The sequence below is a fragment of the uncultured Sphingomonas sp. genome (assembly GCF_913777625.1).
GTDB lineage: Bacteria > Pseudomonadota > Alphaproteobacteria > Sphingomonadales > Sphingomonadaceae > Sphingomonas.
In genome coordinates this window covers 20,943-38,827 of the sequence record NZ_CAJYTI010000008.1, presented here as the reverse complement: position 1 = coordinate 38,827, position 17,885 = coordinate 20,943, and the positions used below count along the sequence as shown (strand labels likewise).

At 68.6% G+C, this 17,885-nt stretch carries 10 protein-coding genes; 6 read left to right on the top strand and 4 right to left on the bottom strand.

Features of this window, described 5'->3' with window-relative positions; genetic code table 11:
• Nucleotides 1–276: 276 nt before the first annotated feature.
• From QZ814_RS04030 to QZ814_RS04010, 5 genes are read left to right on the top strand one after another with little or no spacing between them, the layout of a single operon-like run.
• The gene (locus tag QZ814_RS04030) at nucleotides 277–1,656 is read left to right on the top strand and encodes an SWIM zinc finger family protein (RefSeq protein WP_294329805.1); all 1,380 of its coding nucleotides are present in this window, start codon (nucleotides 277–279) and stop codon (nucleotides 1,654–1,656) included.
• Entirely contained in the window at nucleotides 1,649–3,046 is a 1,398-nt protein-coding gene (locus QZ814_RS04025; RefSeq protein WP_294329804.1) for a DUF5691 domain-containing protein, read from the top strand. Before QZ814_RS04030 ends, QZ814_RS04025 begins: the two co-directional genes overlap by 8 nt.
• Nucleotides 3,043–4,122 carry an AAA family ATPase gene (locus QZ814_RS04020; protein ID WP_294329803.1) on the top strand — a complete coding sequence of 360 codons (1,080 nt, stop codon included), beginning with the start codon at nucleotides 3,043–3,045 and terminating at the stop codon, nucleotides 4,120–4,122. The genes QZ814_RS04025 and QZ814_RS04020 overlap by 4 nt, the downstream gene beginning before the upstream one ends.
• Before the next feature lie 4 nt (nucleotides 4,123–4,126).
• Nucleotides 4,127–6,337, top strand: a complete 2,211-nt coding sequence (locus tag QZ814_RS04015; RefSeq protein ID WP_294329802.1) for a DUF5682 family protein — start codon at nucleotides 4,127–4,129, stop codon at nucleotides 6,335–6,337.
• Entirely contained in the window at nucleotides 6,334–7,506 is a 1,173-nt protein-coding gene (locus QZ814_RS04010) for a VWA domain-containing protein (RefSeq protein ID WP_294329801.1), read from the top strand. Before QZ814_RS04015 ends, QZ814_RS04010 begins: the two co-directional genes overlap by 4 nt.
• Nucleotides 7,507–7,572: 66 nt before the next feature.
• Here QZ814_RS04010 and QZ814_RS04005 read toward each other — a convergent pair whose 3' ends face one another.
• The 3 genes from QZ814_RS04005 to QZ814_RS03995 are packed head-to-tail and all read right to left on the bottom strand — an operon-like array spanning nucleotide 7,573 to nucleotide 12,265.
• Nucleotides 7,573–9,033 (bottom strand): SLC5 family protein, encoded by a 1,461-nt coding sequence (locus tag QZ814_RS04005; RefSeq protein ID WP_294329800.1) that lies wholly within the window; start codon nucleotides 9,031–9,033, stop codon nucleotides 7,573–7,575.
• A complete protein-coding gene (locus QZ814_RS04000; protein ID WP_294329799.1) occupies nucleotides 9,030–10,307 on the bottom strand; it encodes a dienelactone hydrolase in 1,278 nt (425 codons plus the stop codon). The genes QZ814_RS04005 and QZ814_RS04000 overlap by 4 nt, the downstream gene beginning before the upstream one ends.
• Entirely contained in the window at nucleotides 10,304–12,265 is a 1,962-nt protein-coding gene (locus QZ814_RS03995; RefSeq protein WP_294329798.1) for a beta-galactosidase, read from the bottom strand. The genes QZ814_RS04000 and QZ814_RS03995 overlap by 4 nt, the downstream gene beginning before the upstream one ends.
• Nucleotides 12,266–12,469: 204 nt before the next feature.
• On the opposite strand from QZ814_RS03995, the gene QZ814_RS03990 reads away from it, so the two are divergent.
• Entirely contained in the window at nucleotides 12,470–14,590 is a 2,121-nt protein-coding gene (locus tag QZ814_RS03990) for an alpha-galactosidase (protein WP_294329797.1), read from the top strand.
• 72 nt (nucleotides 14,591–14,662) lie between these two features.
• Here the strand turns inward: QZ814_RS03990 and QZ814_RS03985 are convergent, their stop codons facing one another.
• The gene (locus QZ814_RS03985) at nucleotides 14,663–17,458 is read right to left on the bottom strand and encodes a TonB-dependent receptor (protein WP_294329796.1); all 2,796 of its coding nucleotides are present in this window, start codon (nucleotides 17,456–17,458) and stop codon (nucleotides 14,663–14,665) included.
• Nucleotides 17,459–17,885: the final 427 nt, after the last annotated feature.

Genomic DNA, 17,885 nt, shown 5'->3' with positions numbered 1-17,885 from the left:
GTAATCCCCCTGACGGCGCAACTGCCGCGCGCGATAGAAGGAATTCGTCGCGCGAAGTCCAGCGGTTTTCTTCTTCGGCGAAACCAAATCGACACGTTGTTTTTGGGCGATCGGCCCGAGATGAGAACGGCATAGGTCTACCCGTGCGGCTTGCCGAAAGAAGCATTGTGCCGATGGGGCAGCGGGCACGAAGCGAGACCCGGCAGCCGATAAAGCGCGTTGAGCTTTCGCGCCCACGCACTATCCTCCCTCCTCGGGAAGCGTTTCGGGGGCGGCGTGGCGATCGATTTGAAGGCGGTGGAACAGCTTGCCACCGACCAGGCCTCGCTCAAGGCCGCAGCGGGCCTGGCGAAGCCCGGAAAATGGTCCGGCCTGGGCGCCAGCCGGGACGCGACGCTGATCTGGGGCGAATGCGCCGGGTCCGGCGCCAACCCGTATAGGGTGATGGCCGATCTGCGCGACCTCGGGAACAAGTGCACCTGCCCCTCGCGCAAATTCCCGTGCAAACATGTCCTGGCGCTGCTCTGGCTGAACGCCGAGGCGATCCTGTCCTTCCCGGCGGCCGAGACGCCGGAATGGGTGGTCGAATGGCTAAGACGTCGCCGGCCGGCTGGCGGCACGCCGAAACCGGCGGTGCCGATGGGCGACAAGGACGTGCACGCTGCCCGCGTCACGGCACCCGAACGGCTCCACGATGCCAAGGCGGACGCGCGACGCGAGGCGGCCAATGCCAGACGCGCGGAAGAAACCGAGCGTGCGATCCTCGACGGGCTCGACGCGCTCGAACAATGGATCGGCGATCAACTCCGCCTCGGGCTCGCCGGGTTCGTCGACGACGTGGTGGCGCGTTGCCGACGCATCGGCGCGCGGCTGGTCGACGGCAAGGCCGCTGCACTGGCGGGCCATGTCGATGAGCTTCCGGCGCGACTGCTTGCACTCCCGGCCGGGGACCGCATGCGCGGCGCGACGGTCGAACTGGCGCGGCTGGTGCTCCTCGCCCGCGCCTTCCGCGCCACCCCACGCGATCCCGAACTGCGCCGCGCCATTGCCTCCGCCGAGAGCCGCGAAAGGCTGCTTGCCGATCCGGCTGCGCTGCGGGTGAACGCTTCCTGGGAAGTGCTGGCGGAACAGGTCCGCACCCGTCGCGACGGGCTGGTTTCCCAGACGACCTGGCTGCTCAACCTTACCGAGGGTCCCCGCTTCGCGATGCTGCTGGACTTCTTCCCCGCCAGCGCGGGGCGGCGGGCCTCGGCGTTCACCCCCGGCGAGCAATTCGTCGCCGAGATGCTGTTCTACCCGGCGCGCGCGCCGCTGCGCGCCTTGCTGCTCGAGCGCGAGGCAGCGCTGGGCGACGGTCCACCGCTGGACTGGCCCCCGGCGAGCACAGCGCTGGAGGACGCGCTGACCGCGCCCTTGCTCGCCGAGCCCTGGGCCGCCGAACGACCGGTCCTGCTGCCGCCGGGCCGGATCGGCTTCGATCGCACGGGGGCGCCGTGGTGGCAGCCGCGCGACGGTACTCCACTACTGCCGGTGGCGAGCGACGCCGAAGGGCTGCTTGCAGGCACCGAACTGACGCGCAGCGTCGCCTTGTGGTCCGGCAGCCGGCTGGAGCTGCTTGCCATGCAGACGCCGTGGGGCCGCCTCCACCATGGCTGACGCCATCCTCGACGCGCTCGGCCCCGTCCTGACGCGCTGGACCATGGGCGGCAGCGCCACTGCCGTCGCCCCCGCTGCGTGGCGCGACGTGCTCGGAGCCGAGGCAGGGGAAGCAGAACTCCGGCTCCTGGCGCTATCCGGTCACGTGCTGGGCGGGCTGACGATCCCCGAGCCGATCGGCGAGGTTCGCCCGCTTGCCGATATCCCGGTGCTGGCGCGTCCGCCATTACCCGATCCGCTTCGCCCCCGGGCGCGGCGCCTGCTCCGGCAACTGCGCGACGCTTCGGCGCGCCGCCCGCTCCTCGACTTTCTCGATTCACGCGGCTGGACGCTGCATCCTGGCGATTGGATGCCCCGCCCCAGCGAGAACGTGCCGGGCGTCTACGCGCCCTGGCAGGATTGGGCGACTGCTTCGGGGCCGCCATCCTCGGCGCCGGACCTGCTGAACGACGAGAATTGGGAGGATTTCGGCCCCGCCGCGCGACATGCCGCCTTCGTCGCACTGCGCCGGCGGGATCCTGCGCAGGCGCACGCGCTGCTCGCCGGGAAGATCGCCGGCGAGACACCCGATCACCGCGTGCGCCTGCTCGAAACCCTGGGCACGGGCCTGTCCGACGCCGATCGCCCGCTGCTCGAACAACTGTCTGGCGACCGCGCGCCGCGCGTGAAGGCGCTCGCAGCAGCGCTGTTGGCGCGCCTGGGACACGGCGCGGGCGGCGACGACGATGCGGCCGAACTCGCCGCATTCTTCGCGGTCCAGACCAAGGGCCTGTTGCGCCGTACCCGCGTGATCGTTCCGCAGGTCCTGAAGACACCCGCGCAGAAACATCGTCGCGCCGCCCTGCTGGAGGCCGTGCCCTTCGATATCTTCGCACAGGCGCTCGGCCTGTCCTCGCCGGAACTGATCCAGGCCTGGCCGTGGGGCAGCGACGCGCCCGCCGATGCCGGATTGGCCGCGATGGTCGCGCGTTCGGGCGCAGATTCCAGTGTCGAAGACGTGCAGGACGCGCTGACCACGAACGCTTCGGTCGATCCGCATGCCGTCGCGCAACTGCTTCCGCGCCTGGCCGCGTCGCAGCGACGTGAGGCTGCGACCCGCCTGCTGCGCCGGGGCGCGAGCTTCGCGACCGGGCTGCTGATCACCGGCGGCGATGGGACGATCGAGGATGCCATGCGCATGCCCGCAGGCCAGGCGCTGCTCGCGGCTGCAAAGGCAGGTGACGTCGGCGACGCAACCACCGAATTGCTGGCACTCGGGCTGCTCGCCTCGCGCGATGCGGCCCGCCAGGCGCTGGACCAACTGGCGGCGGCGGGGGTGATCGCTGCCGATCCGCGCCTCGACATGCTGCGGCTGAACGCCGCCCTCGACAACAGGAGACCGATCGAATGAGCGAAAAGCTGCGCCTGCCCGTCGAGGAGACCTATGCCGGCGAGCTTGCTGCGCTGACTGCGGGCGATGCCGATCGGCGCCCACCGGGCTGGGCGCTGTCGCCGAAGCGGGTCGTCACCTATCTGATGGGCGGCCAGGCGCAAGACGGCACCGCGATCACGCCCAAATATGTCGGCGACCGGCGGCTGATCGAAACGGCCGTGGCGACGCTCGCCACCGATCGCGCGCTGCTGCTGCTCGGCGTTCCGGGTACCGCCAAGTCCTGGGTCTCCGAACATCTCGCCGCCGCGATCACCGGGGATTCGACGATGGTGATCCAGTGCACCGCCGGGACCGACGAGAACCAGGTCCGCTATGGCTGGAACTATGCCCAGCTGCTCGCCCACGGCCCAAGCCGGGCGGCGCTGGTGCCCACCCCGCTGCTGCGGGCGATGGAGACCGGCAAGCTCTGCCGCATGGAGGAGCTGACGCGGATGGGATCGGACGTGCAGGACACGCTGATCACCGTGCTCTCCGAAAAGATGATGCCCATCCCCGAACTCAACGACACCGTCTACGCCCGGCGCGGGTTCAACATCATCGCCACCGCCAACAACCGCGACAAGGGCGTCAACGAGCTGAGCTCGGCGCTCAAGCGACGCTTCAACGTGGTGGTACTGCCGCTGCCGGATAGCGCCGAGGAGGAAGTGGCGATCATCGTCAAGCGCGTCGGCGAGATGGCGCACAGCCTGGATCTCCCCGCGCCCAAGAACGTCGCCGAGGAAGTGGCGCGCGTGGTCGCGATCTTCCGCGAGCTGCGTTCGGGATCGACCGAGGACGGCAAGGTGGCACTCAAGTCTCCCTCGGGCGGCCTGTCGACCGCCGAGGCGATCGGGGTGATGGTCGGCGGGATCAGCCAGGCAACCTTCTTCAACGACGGACAGCTCACCCCCGAGACGCTCGCGGCCACCATGGTCGGCGCGATGGTGAAGGACCCGGTGCAGGACAAGGCGGTGCTCGGCGAATATCTCGAGACCGTGCTCAAGAAGCGGCGCGGGTTCGAACGCTATTACGCCTCGCTCAGCGCGCTGATCTGACCCGATGGCGGCGGAGGTCTCGCTGTTCGGCATCCGCCATCACGGCCCCGGTTCGACGCGCCGGCTGGTGGAGGCGCTCGACGCGCTCCGGCCCGGCACGGTGCTGATCGAGGGGCCGGCGGATGCGTCGCACCTGCTGCCGATGCTCGCCGATCCGGCGATGACGACGCCGGTGGCGCTGTTGACCTATGCCGAGGACGACCCCGCCCGGGCGAGCTTCTTCCCCTTTGCCGACTATTCGCCCGAATATCAGGCCGCGCGCTGGGCCGTTGCCCATGGCGCGGCGCTGCGCTTCATCGACTTGCCGGCCGCCGATCGACTTGGGGAGATCGACGACGAGAGTGCTGCCGCCGAAACAGACCCGGTCGCGCGCGATCCCATCGGCATCCTTGCCGCCGCGGCAGGCTATGACGACGGCGAATCCTGGTGGTCCGATGTGATCGAGGAAAATCCCGCCTCGACGTCCGTATTTGCCGCAGTCGCCGACGCGATGACGGCGCTGCGCAGCGAAGCTGGTCCGCTTTCCCTGCGGGAAGCCGCACGCGAGGCCCATATGCGCATCGAGATCGCGCGTGCCGCCAAGGAAGATGCGGCGCCGATCGCGGTGGTGTGCGGCGCGTGGCATGTGCCTGCGCTGGCGGCGAAGATCAGCCTTGCCGCCGACCGCGCCCTGCTCAAGGGGCGCCCCAAGTCGAAGATCAAGGCCACCTGGGCGCCCTGGACGGCACCGCGGCTGGCCCGCGCCAGCGGCTATGGAGCCGGCGTGGTCGCGCCCGGCTGGTGCACCCATCTGTGGGACACACGCGATTCCGCAGATCGCGATTCGATATGGCTCGCCCGGATCGCTTGCGCGCTGCGCCAGCGCGGCCACTTCGTTTCCACCGCCTCCGTCATCGAGGCGCAGCGGCTCGGGCATGCGCTCGCCGCCCTGCGCGCGCGGCCCCATCCGGGGTTCGAGGAGCTGCGCGACGCCGCGATCGCGTGCCTGTGTCACGGGGAGCGCGCCCGTTGGGACGACGTCGCCGCCGAGCTGCTGATCGGGTCCGGCGTGGGCGTGATCCCCACCGCGACTCCCCTCGCCCCGCTGCTCGAGGATCTCCAGCGGCAGCAAAAGGCGACGCGGCTCAAGCCCGAAGCGCTGGAGCGCGCGCTCACGCTCGACCTGCGCAGCGAGAGCGGGCTCGCCCGGTCGACGCTGCTTCACCGCCTGAACGCGCTGGAGGTGCCGTGGGGGCGCCTGGCCGATGCCGGCCGCAGCCGGGGAACCTTCCGCGAGAATTGGGTGCTGGCCTGGCAGGCCGAATTCGCAGTGCGGCTGGTCGAGAATCTCGTCCACGGCTCGACGATCGCCGATGCTGCGGGCGGCCGGCTCTGCGAAGCGATGGGGCAAGAGAACGATCTCGGCGCGCTGGCCGCGCTGGTGCGCAGCGCGATGGTCGCCGACCTTCCCGGCGCCACCGAGACCGGCATCGCGCTGCTGGAGCGACGCGCCGCGCTCACCAGCGACTGCCAGACACTGCTCGCCGCGCTGCCGCCCATGGCCGACATCCTCCGCTACGGCGAGGCGCGCAGCGGCACGGCCGAGCATCTCGCCGGGCTGATGCCGCGCATCGTGGTGCAGGCGGCGCTCGCCTTCCCCTATGCCGCGCGCAATCTGGACGCAGAGACCGCCGCAGCCCTGCGCAGCGCAATCCTCGCAGCGGAAGGAGCGATTCAGCTGGCACAACTCGACGCGGAGGTCGTCGGCACCTGGCATGCGGCGCTGCACACCCTGTTCGAAGACACCCAGGCGACGCGGCTGGTCGCCGGCGCCGCCGCGCGCCTGCTCTACGAGGCCGACCTGCTCCCTGCCGACGACGCCGCCGCGCTGCTCGGGCGGATGCTCTCCCCCGGTATGCCGGTGGCCGAAGCGGCAGGCTTTTTCGAGGGGTTTCTCGAGGGTGCAGGGCAACGGCTCATCCACGATGCGGCGCTGCGCACGGCGGTCGATGCCTGGCTTGCCGGACTGGAGGAGGACTCCTTCGTTGCCAACCTGCCGCTGTTCCGGCGTGTGTTCGCCGCACTGGACCGTAACGAGCGCCGCCGGTTGATGGATGCGGCGCTCGGCCGCTCCGGCCCGCGCACGGTCGGCTATCGGCTGCTACCGGGCGCCGCCGCGACATGGTCGGTGCACGAAGCTCGAATCGTCGCGTTGATGACGGGAGCAACGCGATGAGCGAGGACGAACGCCGGCGCCGCTGGACCCTCGCGCTGGGCGCGGAGGACGGCGAGGACGCGGCCTCGCCGCTTTCGGACAGCGATCGCCGCATGTCGGAAGCGTTGTCCGCGCTGTACGGCGATGGTGACGAGACCAAGAAGAGCCGCGGCGGGCTCGGCGGATCGGCGCCGCGCGTCGCCAAATGGCTCGGCGACATCCGCGCGTTCTTTCCCGCCCCGATCGTCCAGGTGATCCAGAAAGACGCGTTCGACCGCAAGGGGCTCCGCCAGATGCTGCTGGAGCCCGAGTTTCTGGCCACGGTCGAGGCGGATGTGAATCTGGTCGCCGATCTCGTCGCGCTGCGCGGCGTGATGCCGGAAAAGACCAAGGAAACCGCACGCGCCGTGATCGCGAACGTGGTGGCCGCCCTGATGGCCCAGCTGGAGGCACGCACCGCCGCTGCGATCCGGGGCGCCCTCGATCGATCGCGCAGGACCAGCCGTCCGCGCTTCGCCGACATCGACTGGCCGCGCACGATCCGCGCCAATCTCCGCCAGTACCAGCCCGACCACCGCACCGTGGTGCCGGAGCGGCTGATCGGCTTCCTGCGCCAGCAGCGGCGCCTCGTCGACCTGGACGAGGTGATCCTGTGCGTCGATCAATCCGGATCGATGGCGAGCTCGGTCGTCTACGCCTCGATCTTCGCGGCGGTGATGGCGTCGCTGCCGGTGGTTTCCACCAAGCTGGTCTGCTTCGACACCGCGATCGTCGACCTGACCGATGAACTGGCCGATCCGGTGGAAGTGCTGTTCGGCGTCCAGCTCGGCGGCGGCACCGACATCAACCGCGCTGTCGCATATTGCGAGGGTCGCATCGAGCGCCCCGCCAAGGCCCATCTGGTGCTGATCACCGATCTCTTCGAGGGCGGGGATGCCGCCGCGTTGGTCGACCGTCTAGCGCGGCTGGCGGTGTCGGGCGTCAATGTGATCGTGTTGCTCGCCCTGACCGACACGGGCCGCCCTTCCTACGACCCGGGCCTCGCGGCCGACGTCGCTGCGCTGGGCATCCCCGTGTTCGCCTGCACGCCCGATCAGTTTCCCGACTTGATGGCCACGGCCCTCCGCCGCGAGGACGTGCATCGTTGGGCTGCCGACCGCGACATCCGGCTCGTGCGATCGGACCGCTGAGAACCGCAGGCGCAGAAGGACCGGCGGCAGCACGATGCGCTACCGCCGGTCCATCGCAGGAACGCGTCAGCCAATCGCGGGACGATCGACACCCGCACCCTTCGCAGCGCGCGGGGCCCAGCTCGCCCGCTTGCCGAACACCAGCCGGTTGACGCTCAGCGAAACACCGATGCTGAAGAACAGCGTGATCGCGATCATGTGGATATAGTGGAGCGGCGCCCAGACGAACGTCGCAAAGGCGTAGAAGGCGACGCCCGCCACCAGCCCGCAGATCGCCGCGCGGGCATCGACACCGCGAAACAGCAGGGCGACGACGAACACGGAGAGCACCGGCATGCTGGTGAGACCGTTCAGCTGCTGGACCAGGTTGATGATGCTGGTGGCGCCCGCGTAGATCGGTACGATTGCGATCGCGAGGATCACGAACAGCACGTTGCTGATCAGATTGAGCTTCGCGACATTCGGGTTCGGATCGATATATTTCTCGTGCAGGTCGCATACATAGAGCGTCGCCGACGAATTGAGCAGGCTGGTGAAATGCGCCAGCACCGCCGAGGCGATGGCCGCGGCGAAGATGCCCGACATCCAGTTGGGCAGCACGCTCCACACGATCTTGCCGTACGCCGCGTCGCCCAGATGGCCAAACAGCTTGTAGGAGACGATGCCCGGGATGACGACGATCGCCGGCACCACCAGCAGGCGGATCAGGGTCGCCGCCATCACGCCCTTCTGCGCCTCGCGCAGGTTCGGGGCAGCCATGGCGCGCTGGGTGATCGTCTGGTTGGTCGACCAATAGAACATCTGGATGAAGATGATGCCGGTGAACAAGGTCGGCCACGGGATCGGGGAGTCCGGGCCGCCGAGCATGGTCAGCCGCTCGGGCGGAATACCGGACAAGTCCCAGTGGATCGCGCCCAGCGACAGGAACACCACCAGCATCGCCATGCCGAGCAGCAGCACACCGCTATAGGTATCGGTGATGGCCGCGGCGCGCAGGCCGCCGAAAATCGAGTAGAGCGATCCCGCCACGCCGAAGATCGCCGCCAGCAGCACCACCGGGATGGTCAGGCCGAACATCGACTTCATCATCAGCGCGCCCGAATAGAGCACGATCGGCTGGTAGATCAGGATGTTGCCGAGCAGGAACACCGTGGCGATCGTCGCCCGGATATTCACGTCGCCATATTTCTTCTCGAGCAGCTCGGTGACGGTGGTGCAGTTGTTGCGGTAGTAGATCGGCAGGAAGATGAAGGCGAGCATGGTCAGGCCCGCGACCGCGGCCAGCTCCCACCAGGCGAGCAGCGCCATCTGGTTGCCGTTCATCCCGATCAGCTGGTCGGTCGACAGGTTGGTGATGGTGATCGAGCCGGCGATGTAGAACCACGACAACCCGCCCCCGGCGAGGAAGAATTCGCGGTTGCTGTTCTCGGCCGAGCGCCCCTCGCCGCGGCACTTCCAATAGGTGATGAAGGCGACGAGCGCGGTAAGGGCCGCGGCGATCAGCGCCTGGTTCTGCTGCAAATTCATGGGCGGCCTCCCGGCGCGGCGTGATGGAGTTCGAGGCCGAGCGCCCAGCGGCGCTGGAAGCCAGGCCAATAGCCGCGCGCGCCGGCATCGTCGGGCGCGGCATAGCGGGCGCCGACGCTCTGGCCGGCACCCAGCGGCCAGCTGCCGTCGGCGGCCTTTTCGGTCGGCACGTTCAGGAAGGCGCCGTGCGCGGCGTCGTGCTTGAGCGTGCGGTCGAGGAAGGCAATCACGAAATGGCGGTTGATCGACAGGATGCGATCGCGCCGCCACACCGGCTCCTCCAGCCGCTCGACCCATTCGAAGGTCGGATCGGGGATGCCCGCCACGCCGTCCCCGGCGATATTGTGGTGGGCGTTCTGGTAGACCAGCATCGTGCGATCGGCATGGACTGCGTTCTCGTAGAGCCAGTGCACCCCCTCGCCATAGCCGCTGACGTCGTCCTGGTCGCCGACGATGAACAGCGTGGGCGTGGTGAGGTTGGCGAGCCCCTTGGCGCTCCAGGCGCGCAGCGGTGGCGATCCGCCCCAGGGCGCGAAGGCGACGATCGCCTTGACGCCTGCCGGTGCCTGCGCCTCGAGCGGCGCGCCTTCGGCATAGGGCGCGATGCCGGGCTGCGGCGCCAGCTTGTAGAGCGGCCCCTCTGGGTCGAGGCCCGCACCGCCGGTGATCAGCGCACCGAACCCGCCTATCGAATAGCCGATCAGCGCGATCGAGGCCGGATCATAGCTGTTCGCCAGCGGCCCGGTGCCCGCCCGCCGGGCAAGTTCGGCAATGACGAAGCGCTGGTCGGCGCTGCGGGTGAGCACCACCTGCGCGAAGGAGCGCAGGCGGCTTTCGGAGGTGGTCGGCTCAAGGTCCCGATGGTCGATCGAGGCGACGACATAGCCGTGCGAGGCCAGCCCCTCGGCGAGGTCGCTGAAGCCCGTCGCCCAGTTGCGATAGCCGTGCGAGAAGACGACCAGCGGGAAGCGCTTGCCGGTGAGCGCCGGCACGGCCGCCCGCGCGGTGCCGACATGGCCCCCGGTCGCCGCCGGCCCCGGCGTCTTCATCACATAGTGCGCCGGCGTGCCGCCGCCCTGCCCTGGCGCCGGATACCAGATAGTCAGCGGCAGCGTGCGCTTCTGCGCCGGATCGGTCAGGTCCATGCGGAGCACGCCGACCGGATAGGCGCCGCGCTGGGCAAGCTCCGGCACGTCGGGCAATGCCTGTGCGGCGGCCGGGACGGCGAGCACCGCCACAAGCGCGAGCGCCGCGCCGCGCAGCACCGCGATCATGCATCCCTCCATACCGCGACGTCGCGCGGCCCGATGGTGCGGTCGCCGAGCACGAAGGTCGCGTCCTGCGGCGCCGGGGCCATGGCGGCGGTTTCGGCATAGTTGAAGGCGAAGACGAGACCACCGCGCCGGCAGATCCGCAGATCCTCGGACAGCCGCATCGTCGCCACGCCGACCTCGGCGCAGAGCGCTTCGAGCAGGTCCGTCAGCAGCGTCGCGTCGGTTAGGGTGGCGAGGTACAGCGCCTTGTCCTTGCGGACCAGCGCCGCGCCGCCATCCTCGAACCGTCCGAGCGTCTCGACCGAGGCGTCGAGCGCCAGCTCCTCGCTCCAGCCGCCGCTCGGATAGACGCGGCCGTTCCAGGCGATGGTGCCCTCGCAGCCCGGCCGCAACGTCTCGACCGACCGCACCTGGATCGGCAACACCGTGCTCAGCGCACCCGGCGCCAGCGTCGCAGGCAGGGTCAGATCCTCGGTCTTGGCACCCGAGCGCGCGCCGTACAGCACCACCGCGCCGCCGCTCGCCAGTCGCGCCGCTGTGTCGGCCCGCGCGATCGCCAGCGAAGGCACCACGATCAGCTTGTAATCGGCCGGATCGCCGTCGGGCGCGAGGAAGTCGACATCGACACCCAGTCGACGGAAGGCCTGATAATAGCGGAGCAGAATGCGGGTATAGTCATAGCTGTCGCCCTGCCGCTCGATGTCGCCGAGCCACTGCGCCTCGACATCGACGACCAGCGCCACCTTGGCGCGGCCGCGGGGACGCTCGTCCAGCCCGAGCAGGCCGAGGTCGCGGACCACCGCTTCCACCTCGGGCCAGGCTGCCGCCTCGCTGCTGTCCGGGCGCAGCAGGCCGGCATGCATCTGCTCCTGCGCGAAGGGCGCCTGCCGCCAGCGGAAATAGCTGACCACACCCGCGCCGTGCGCAAACGCCTCCAGCGTCCACAGCCGCACCATGCCGGGGGCGGGGCGCGGATTGTGCATCGCCCAGTTCACCGGCCCCGGCTGCTGCTCCATGATCCAGAAAGCGCCGGGCGCGAGGCCGCGAGTCTGGTCGAAGAAGAAGGCTCCGAAATCGGGGTGGCCGGTCCGCATGTAGCGGCGGAATTCCTCTGCCGGCGCATTTGCCATCCACAGGTCGGTGCGGCCGAGCGGATAATTGTCGTACGCCGCGAAATCGAGGTCGCGGGCGAGCCGGTGGTTGTCGACCCCGGTCTCGTTCATCGGGATGAAGTTGTGGGTGATGAACTTGCCCGGCGACAGGCGCCGCAGGATCGCCACCTGCGCATCGTGATAGCGGGCGACCTGGTCCGAGGAGAAGCGGCGCCACGCCATGCGGTGCGCCGGGCTGGTTTCGGTCACCGCGCCGACCGGCAGCTCGATCTCGTCGAAGCTGCGATATTCCATCGACCAGAAGACATTGCCCCAGGCGGTGTTGAGCGCCTCGATCGATCCGTAGCGCGCCTTGCACCACAGGCGGAACGCGTCGCGCGCCACCGGCGAGGCGCTGAGCGTCGTCAGGTGGCAGCACAGCTCATTGTCGGTCTGCCAGCCGACTACGCCCGGATGCTGGCCATAGCGTTCCGCAAGCGCGGTCACGATCCGCTCGGATTCGCGCAGATAGACGTCGCTGGAAAAGTCGTAATGCCGCCGCGAGCCGAAGCCGCGGGTGCGGCCGGTCTCGGGATCGACCGGCAGGATTTCCGGATAGCGGTCGATCAGCCACTTCGGCGGCGTCGCGGTGGGGGTGCCGAGCACCACTTCCAGGCCCGCGGCCGCCAGTGTCTCGATCGCCTCGTCGAGCCAGGCGAAGTCATAGGTGCCGGGCTCGGGCTCCAGCCGCGACCAGGCGAATTCACCGATGCGGACATAGCGCAGTCCCAGCGCCTTCATGCGGCGGGCATCCTCCGCCCACAGCGCGCGCGACCAATGTTCCGGGTAATAGCAGACGCCAAGCACCTGAGCGCATTCCTCTCCGGGCCGCCGCGTGCATGCGCAGCCGCCCTTGTTGCTAAATCGTTTGTCCCGAGGCGCGCCGCTTGGCAAGATTGCGTCGCGACACGCACCAGCTTGTCGATCATCATATTTATACCATAATAAACCTCGGTCAATAACGACCGTGCCGCGCATGCAAGGTCGCGGCCGCTGTGAGAGGACTGCATAGTGACCGAAGCGTTCGTTCGGCTTGACGGCCGCGCTACCTGCCTGATCGTCGATTGCCGGGGCGAGGCACCGACGATCCTCTACTGGGGCCGCCGACTGCCGGAGGACGTCGATCCCGCGATGCTGGCGCTGCAGGGCGCCCGGCAGGAAGCGCCCTGCTCGCCCGCGACCACGCCGCCGCTGGCGCTTACCCCGCTGATCGGCTCGGGCTTTGCCGGCCGGCCCGGGCTCTCGGCGCATCGCGAGGGTCAGGACTGGGCGACCTGGACTGCGATCACCGCCGTCAACCGGCTCGACCCGGCCACGGTCGAGATAGAATCGGAGGATGCGGCGCACGGTATCGGTCTGATCCATCGCCTGCACCTGGCTGCGGACGTGCTGCGAATGCGTACCACGCTGATCAATCGCGGCGATGCTCCGCTTCGGGTCGATGCCTGCGACGCCCCCGCCCTGCCGGTGCCCGAGGCGGTGACCGACTGGACGCTGTTCGAGGGCCGCTGGTCGGGCGAACTTCAGACCCGCCGCGTGCCCCGCGCGATGGGCGCGGTCTCGCGCGAGAACCGGCGCGGTCGCACCAGTCACGATGCCTTCCCGGCGATCCTTGGCGAGGTCGGTCCGTGCGGCGAGCAGTCGGGCGAAATATTCGGCGTGCAGCTCGCCCGGAGCGGCAACCACCGGCTCTGGGCGGAGACGCTGTCCGACGGTCGCGCCTATGTGCAGCTGGGCGAGCTGTTCCTGCCAGGCGAGTGTGAACTGGCGCCCGGCGCGCGCTACACCAGCCCCGATCTGGTCTGCGCCTGGTCGGATGCCGGCCGCAGCGGTCTGGCCCGCGCCTTCCACGCCTATGTCCGCGCCCGCCCCCAGCACGCGCGGCTGCGCGCCAAGCCGCGGCCGATCCACTACAACACCTGGGAGGCGGTCTATTTCGACCACAGGCCCGACGCGCTGATGGCGCTGGCCGACAAGGCGGCAGCGGTGGGAATCGAGCGGTTCGTGCTCGACGACGGCTGGTTCCTCGGCCGGCGCGACGACACCGCGGGGCTCGGCGACTGGATCGTCGATCCCGCGATCTATCCGCAAGGCCTGGGGCCGCTCGTCGCACATGTTCGCAGCCTCGGCATGGAGTTCGGCCTGTGGGTCGAGCCCGAGATGGTGAACCCGAACAGCGAGCTGTTCCGCGCGCATCCGGAGTGGGTGCTCGGCACGCCCCCTGCCCCGCAGCTGCGCTTCCGCAACCAGCTGGTGCTCGATTTCGGCCAGGCCGCCGTCCGCGAGCATCTGTTCGCGCGGATCGATGCACTGCTGCGCGAGCATGCCATCGCCTATCTGAAGTGGGACATGAACCGCGACATCACCCATCCCGGCGGCGCCGATGGCCGCGCGGGCGCCCATGCCCATGTGCTGGGGCTGTACGAGGTACTGGCGCGGCTGCGCGCGGCGCATCCGTCGGTCGAGATCGAGAGCTGCTCGGCCGGCGGCGGGCGGACCGACTTCGGCATTCTCGACTACACCGATCGCGTCTGGACATCGGACACCAACGACGCGCTCGATCGGCTGACGATCCAGCGCGGCCTTTCCACCTTCGTTCCCGCCGAGCTGATGGGCGCGCATGTCGGCCCGGCCGACTGCCATATCACCGGCCGCCGGGTGAGCATGGCGACGCGCGTCGCCACTGCGCTCTTCGGCCATTTCGGGGTCGAGGCGGACCTGAACGCGATGGACGAAGCCGAGCGGGCGGAACTCGCCGCGGGCATCGCGCTCCACAAGCAGCACCGCGCGCTGATCCATTTCGGCGACCTGTATCGGCTCGACCGGCCGGAAAGCGAGATCGCGTTCGGCATCGTGGCAGCCGACCAGCGGGAGGCGCTGTTCTCCTACACCCAGATCACCGAGCCCCGCGGCTATTTCGCCGCACCCGTGCGGCTGGACGGGCTCGATGCGGCGGCGCGCTACCGGGTGACGCTCGCCTGGCCGGGCGGCGGCTATCCCGTCTCGCCGCTCTTCGCCGCACTGGCGGAAGGCGCGATCTTCTCGGGCGCCGCACTCATGGCTGCCGGCCTCCAACCGCCGCGCTGCAAGCCGCAGGCGGGCTTCCTGCTCCACCTCGTGCGGGTCGACTGACCCGCATCGCACCGGGCACGAAAAAAGGCGGGGCCGCAAAGCCCCGCCTTTCCTTTGTGCGTCCTGCGCGGATCAGAAGCGGGCGCGTACCCCGAAGGCGTAGCGCGGACCGGTCTCGGTGTAGCTCAGGAACTTGTTGACCGTCCCGTCATAGGTCTGGACCACCGCGTTGGTGACGTTGATCGCCTCGGCGACAAGCGACACGCTCTTGGTGACGGCATAGCTCGCCTGCAGGTCCACCTGGCCGGCGCCGCGCGTATACACCGGGTTGCCGCCGACCGAGTTGGACTGGGTCGAGAGGAAGCCGTCGCGGTGATTATAGGCCGCCCGGAACTGGATCGGGCCCTTCTCGTAGAACAGCACCGCATTCTGGCTGTTGCCGAGGCCGACCAGTGCGAACGAGGCGCTGTTGTCGGTGCTGTCCCCCGTGCTCGACTTCACGAAAGTGGCGTTCAACGTCACGCCCAGGCCATCGAGCGGGGCCGGCAGGTACGAGAAATTGTGCTGGAAGCCGACTTCGAGGCCATAGACGGTCGCCGCCCCCACGTTGCGCGGACGGCTGACCGCGAAGGTCGCCTTGCCGCCGGCGAACTCCGGCAGGTTGGCGGCATTGGCGATGCTGATCGTCTCGTTGCCCACCGAGGTGACGATGAAGTCGTCCAGCCGCTTGTAGAAGGCGCCGACGGTGAAGAAGCCGGCGTTCTGATAGTACCACTCATAGCTGAGATCGAGGTTGGTCGACTTGTACGGCTTCAGCGCCGGGTTGCCGCCGCTCGCCTGGAGGTTGCCCGGGCGGGTGACGGTGTAGGTCAGCTGCGGCGCGAGGTCGGTCAGATTCGGGCGCGTCACGGTCTGCGACGCGGCGAAGCGAGCCACCATGTCGCGCGACAGGTCGAGCTTGACGTTCAGGCTGGGCAGGAAGTTGTCGTAGCTGGTCTTGCCCGAGACCGGCACCGCGGTCGCCGACAGCGGCGCCTTGTAGAGCGTGGGGTCGTTCGGCGTCGGCAGCAGGTCGAGCAGCACCTGGTTCACGCCAGTCGACTGCAGCTCGGTGTGCACATAGCGCGCGCCGAGGGCACCGGTCAGCTTCATCCCGCCGATCTCGCCCTTGAAGTCGATCTGCGCATAGGCGCCGGCGACCTTCTCGTGCACGCGGTAGGAGCTCGGCTGCACGGTCGCCGCAAACCCGTTGGTCTTCTGGATCTGCGCATAGGTGGTGCCGACCGGCTGGCCGGTCGCGCGATCCTGCGCATCGGCGGCCGCCTTGCTCTCCAGGAAGCTGAAATAGGTCTCCGGATTGAACGACAGCCAGGCGCGCGGGAAGTTGCCGCCCGCACCGCTCAGAAAATTGCTGGGGGTGAAGGGCTGGAGGATGCCGCTCGCGACCGGGATCGAATAGCCGCAATAGGAGCACCAGGTGTCGCTGCTCGACTGGACCAGCTGGTTGTCCTTGGTGCGATCGGTGTAGATCGCGCCGAAGCGCACCGCCGTCAGGTGCTCATAGTCGGTGCGCAGCGTCACATCGAGGCGGTTCTCATAGACCGTCTCGCCATAGTTGGAGCCCTGGCGCGTGGCGAAATGCGCGCGGCCGACATTCGGATTGGTGAAGCCGTTGGTCGCGGTGATGCTCGGCAGGCCGCTGCCGGTGCTATCGAACTTGATCGGATTGTTGAACCCGATCACGGCGAAGATCTCATTGCCGCCATTGTTGTTGCGGGCTTCCGAATAGGAGCTGTCGAACGCGACGTCGACCATCGTGTTCGGCTTCCACACCGTGTTGAAGCCGACCGACTTCAGCTCGGTCGGGCGGTTGAAGGTGCGCGCGACATAGTCGGTGTGGCCGGTCGCATCCTGGTCGAACGCGACGACCGTGCGATTGCTGTCCAGCTTGACGTTGCTGATGTTGGCCGGCGAATAGAAATGGCCGACTTGGTTGGCCACCGACTGGACGGTGAACTTGTTGTAGATGCCGTCCAGCGTCATCGTCAGCGTGTCGGTCGGGCGCGCCTGGATGGTGGCGGTGAAGGTCCGCCGCTTGCGATCCTCGCTGTCCGAATATTGGTTATAGTCCTGCGGCATGTTGACGTTGTTCAGCACCGGGGTGCCGTTGGCGCCGCCGACGCTGGTCTTGTAATAGCCGTCGACCACCGCGGTATCGATCCGCGCCTTGCGCTGCTCGTACGAGGCGGAGACGAGCACGCCCAGGCGGCCGTCGAGGAAGGTGTTGCTGTAGAGGCCGAACAGGTCCGGCGTGAACTTGTCCGCCAGGCTCTCGTAATTGCCCTTGGCGCTGAGGATCACGCGCTGGCCGGGGGTGTCGAACGGGCGCGGCGTCTTGAGGTTGATCGTCGAGCCGATGCCGCCGTCCTGCAGGTTGGCGTTGGCGGTCTTGTAGACGTCGGCGCCCGAGATCAGATCGGCAGGCAGCAGATCGAAGCTGAACTGGCGGCCGGGATTCTCGGTCGCGAGCGTGCGGCCGTTGAGCAGCAGCTGGTTGAACTGCGGACCGAAGCCGCGGACGGTGACGAACCGGCCTTCACCGCCGCTGCGATCGACCGAGACGCCGGTGATGCGCTGGAGCGATTCGGCGACGTTGGTGTCCGGGAACTTGCCGAGGTCTTCCGACGCGATCGAATCGACGATCGAGCTGGCGTCGCGCTTCACGTCGATCGAGCGGTTGAGGCTGGCGCGCAGCCCGGTGACGACGATTTCGGTTTCCTGTGCTGGCGCGTCGCCTGCCTGGTCTGCGGCGGCGGTCTGGGCGGCTGCCGGGACGGCGAGCGCCATCATCGCGAAGGTTGCACAGGAAGCCAGCGCGCGGCGGCGCACGGAAACAGACACGCGCGAGCGTGCGAAAGTCGCTTTCATAGATCCTCCCCAGGTCACGCAGCGTGGTCGCTCGTGGCAATGGTTTTATGGGCAAACGATTGCTGCCCTTCGGCCAAAAATCATATTAATCAGGTAGCGTCAAGCACGTGCCATGAGGGTCCATGGAATAGGAGCAAGCTGTTGCATCCGCGCAACGTCGATCTCGCACAGCCCAAGGGAACGACAGGGCGTGAGAGGCCATCCTTGTGCGCGACTGCCCGCCCCTCGACCGGGATAGGTCCTGCCATGATCCTGCAGATCGCGAATCGAAAGCCCTTCCCACGCCGCGCGCGTAAACAGCGGCGCGGAAACGCCGTACGTGGCGCGGGGATACCGAGCGATGCCCGGTCGAGGCTTGTCGGCGCTCGCGTCGCCGGGATCACTAGCTGCTCGGTGCGGCGCGCGGTGGCCATTCCGGCGCGAAGGA

Coding starts and splice junctions, on each gene's coding strand:
- QZ814_RS04025 (WP_294329804.1), top strand. CDS start 1,649: ATGGCTGACGCCATCCTCGACGCGCTCGGCCCCGTCCTGACGCGCTGG.
- QZ814_RS04020 (WP_294329803.1), top strand. CDS start 3,043: ATGAGCGAAAAGCTGCGCCTGCCCGTCGAGGAGACCTATGCCGGCGAG.
- QZ814_RS04000 (WP_294329799.1), bottom strand. CDS start 10,307: ATGATCGCGGTGCTGCGCGGCGCGGCGCTCGCGCTTGTGGCGGTGCTC.
- QZ814_RS04005 (WP_294329800.1), bottom strand. CDS start 9,033: ATGAATTTGCAGCAGAACCAGGCGCTGATCGCCGCGGCCCTTACCGCG.
- QZ814_RS04010 (WP_294329801.1), top strand. CDS start 6,334: ATGAGCGAGGACGAACGCCGGCGCCGCTGGACCCTCGCGCTGGGCGCG.
- QZ814_RS03985 (WP_294329796.1), bottom strand. CDS start 17,458: ATGAAAGCGACTTTCGCACGCTCGCGCGTGTCTGTTTCCGTGCGCCGC.
- QZ814_RS04015 (WP_294329802.1), top strand. CDS start 4,127: ATGGCGGCGGAGGTCTCGCTGTTCGGCATCCGCCATCACGGCCCCGGT.